At 71.7% G+C, this 1641-nt stretch carries 1 protein-coding gene and 1 pseudogene; one reads left to right on the top strand and one right to left on the bottom strand.

Annotated elements, in window-relative coordinates:
• Window positions 1-436, bottom strand: a pseudogene (locus tag ACWDCZ_RS41150) (mobilization protein); the annotation flags it as partial.
• Between the two features lie 598 nt (window positions 437-1034).
• On the opposite strand from ACWDCZ_RS41150, the gene ACWDCZ_RS41145 reads away from it, so the two are divergent.
• Window positions 1035-1641: terpene synthase family protein (locus tag ACWDCZ_RS41145; RefSeq protein ID WP_449818694.1), on the top strand; the 607-nt coding region annotated here is incomplete at its 3' end.

Raw genomic sequence — 1641 nt, 5'->3', positions numbered from 1 at the left:
GGTAGGTGCTGTGGATGTATCCGTCCTCGCGTACAACAGTGGCGACGACGTGCACCGACCGGTCGTCGTTGCGGATCGCGGCCCACCGGCAGCCGTTCGGGTCGCCGGTGGGGGCGAGCCCGGTCGCGGTGACCAGGCGCCGGGAGACGTCGGCCCACTGGGCGTCGCTCAGGTCCGGCTGTAGGGGGTCGGAGCGCACCGAGCACATCCACACCGGGAGTTCGGGCGCCCGGGAGCCGATCCGCAGGGCCGGGGCGTCCAGCACGCCGCCGCCGAGGACCTCCTGCGGATCGCCGAACAGCGGCAGTTGCTTGTCGGCACCGCGGTAGTCGGCACCGATCAGCCTGGGACGCAGCTGGCCGCGGAGGTCGTCCAGGCCGTACGGGGTGGGGATCAGCGCGGCCGTGGTGGCGGCACGTTGCAGGTGGACGATCACGGCGTCCCCTCTCGGACGGGCAGCGGAGCCCGGCGGGCTGGCAGAGAGAGAATCCGCGGATTCGGCGGTTTGGCCAGGACGGAGATCGGGTGTAGACGTCGGGCGGCCGGGCCCCGAGGGAGCCGCACGGGCGTCAGGGCTGCAAGGCGCCGTGGTTTCGCGGCTGTGCTTCTCGCGGGCGAAACAGGCAAAGTACTCGTCGTGGTGCAGCCGGGCCCAGCGCCCTTCCTGGCGCACAGGTGTGGGGACGGGGCTAGAGGAGCGCCGGCAGCGCAGGACAGGTAAGCCTGGTGCTCGGCGTGTCAGGAGAAGCGAGACGGGGCGGCTGGGCAGTATGACGGCCATGGGCAACGTGTCGCTGCCTGCCTGGTGAGCCCCAGTCCGCCTCACGGGGGATGCCCTGTCGACAAGGTCGCGGTGTTGGGAGGCGTTCATGGTGGATGACAACTCTCTGGCGGAACCGGCCAATGGTCCAGTTGGAGCTGGGCGGGTGTGGACGGCCCCCGGCCCGACGGGTTTGGGGACGTCGGCTGCTCGCCCGTCCGCCGCCCGGAGACCGATCCCGGGACCGGGGCTCGGCTGTCCGTGGCCGGCGCGGATGAGCCCGCACGTGGACCGGGCCCGCGAGCACACCTCCGCGTGGATGTACCACTTCGGCCTGGCAGAGGACCGCCAGGCGAACGACCGCCAGCTGCGGGACTGGAAGATCAGCGAACTGGCCGGACTGTGCTACCCCGACGCCACCGCGGAGGGACTCGACCTCGCCTCGGATCTGATGGGCTGGTACTTCGCACCCTTCGACGACCTCTTCGACGGTGAACTGGGCCGCGACACCGCCCGCTCAGCCCAACTCCTCGGCGAGATGACCGCGATCCTGGACCGGCCCGTCCCCGTCGTCGGCCCGGGGCAGCCCCCCGTCGTCCACGCGTTCGCCGACCTCTTCCGCCGCAGCATCACCGGCATGTCCCCGGCCTGGCGCGCACGCGCCGCGCACCACTGGAAGGGCTACCTCGCCGGGCAGTACGCCGAGGTCGTCGACCGCTGCCGCGCCCTGGCCCCGGACGCGCAGAGCTGTCTGCACCGGCGCGTGAGCACCACCTCGACCCTCGTCTCCTTCTTCAACCTGGGCCTGACCCACACCAAGAACCCGGACAGCGGCATCCGCAACCTGGGCCTCTACCGGCTCCAGCGGCACGACCGCCGCA

It is taken from the genome of Kitasatospora sp. NPDC001225 (genome assembly GCF_053597855.1).
This window is presented reverse-complemented; position numbering and strand designations above follow the sequence as displayed.